The 1,456-nt window shown below is 68.5% G+C and carries 1 protein-coding gene; it reads right to left on the reverse strand.

Features of this window, described 5'->3' with window-relative positions:
• Positions 1-20: 20 nt before the first annotated feature.
• The gene (locus tag ACIQFZ_RS43495) at positions 21-1,364 is read right to left on the reverse strand and encodes an IS701 family transposase (protein ID WP_402694008.1); all 1,344 of its coding nucleotides are present in this window, start codon (positions 1,362-1,364) and stop codon (positions 21-23) included.
• Positions 1,365-1,456 lie beyond the last annotated feature (92 nt).

Consider the following 1,456-nt stretch of genomic DNA (forward strand, 5'->3'; position numbering starts at 1 on the left):
CACCGCAGCTGTAGTTCCGGTCATGGCTGGTCCTGGAGAACGTGTCGCCGCTGGTGACAGGCTTGCGCGACGGCTTGATGGTGGCGGCGCCAGGTCATCCAGTGCAGGACGTGTTCCGCGTCCCGAACGGGCGGTGTGAGGACGAACGCCCGTAGGAGTCGGACGAGTTCGGGGCAGGTCAGCGGGACGAGGCGGGCCGGTTCGGCAGTGCCGACGCTGGTCGTGGCAGCGGCTGTGAGTGCGAGGACGGCGGCGGCGATCAGGGAGAACAGTGACCAGCGCATCCAGGAGTTCCAGCAGGTCACCTGGCCTTCGTCCAGGCCGGTGAAAGTCTTGCCGAGTTGGAATGTCTCCTCGATCCGCCATCTGCGGCAGATCACCTCCACGAGCTGGGCGAGGGTGACGTCGCCGGGCGTCCAGCAGCGGTAGAGGGAGGTTTCGCCGGTGTAACGGTGCCGGCGGGCGACCAGGACACTGACGCCCTCGGGGTGTCCGTCAGGGGTGTCGTCCGCGCGGACGTCGAGCCAGGCCCAGTCGTACTCGCGGGTGCCCTTGGTGCCGTGTCCGGTCCGCATGCGCATCCACTGGTGCGGCAGCACCTTGTTGATGAACCGGCCGGCCTTCCACCGGCGGCCCGCTCCGTCGGTGACCGTGTGCGCGTGGGACACACCGACCGCGTAACCCAGCCCGAACTCCCGCAGGTTCCGGCGTAGTTCGCGACCGGAGTACACCTCGTCGCCGGCGAACCAGCGTGCCCTCACACCCAGGTCGAGCGCGTTCTTGACCATGGCGGCGGTCTGCTGCAGCTTGGTCGCGAACATGATCTCCTCCGGGATGCCGGCCACCGTGCGGCGTTCCTCGTCCGCGGCCCAGTCCCTCGGCAGGTAAAGGGCCCGGTCGATCACCACGCGCACCGATGCGGTGACCACGGCCAGGTGCACGGCGACCTGGCACAGCCCGACGCCTTTGATCGCGCCGGAGTACTGGCGGCCGGCGCCGACGCAGTCGGTCGAGGACTTCGCATCCCCGGTCTCGTCCGCGACCAGCACCGTCTCCTGGCCTGCGAGTTCGCCCACGACCAGGCGGGCGATCTCCTCACGGGCACGGTCGTGGTCGAACCTCGCACGTGACAGCAGGTGCTGCAGCCGGTGCGGACCCGGATGCCCCAGCGCCTCAGCCAGCGTCCAGCAGTTCCGCGTGTCCACCTCTGCCAGCAGCCCCGTGATCATCTCCCCTGCCGTTGCACGTGACTCACGCCGCGCGAAGCAGTCCGCGATCGCGTCCGTGGCTGCCCGGAACAACCGACCCCAGGCAGCCTGGGCTATCGTGGCCTCCACGGCCACCTGGTTCTGATACGTCCTCACAAACGTTCATGATCATGGTGGCCGTACCCATACCCTCACACCACCCCCGCAAGCCGCTGACCAGCCCAGATGCCGGAACTACAGCTGCGGTG

The sequence above is a fragment of the Streptomyces sp. NPDC093064 genome (assembly GCF_044754605.1).
Taxonomy (GTDB): Bacteria; Actinomycetota; Actinomycetes; order Streptomycetales; family Streptomycetaceae; genus Streptomyces.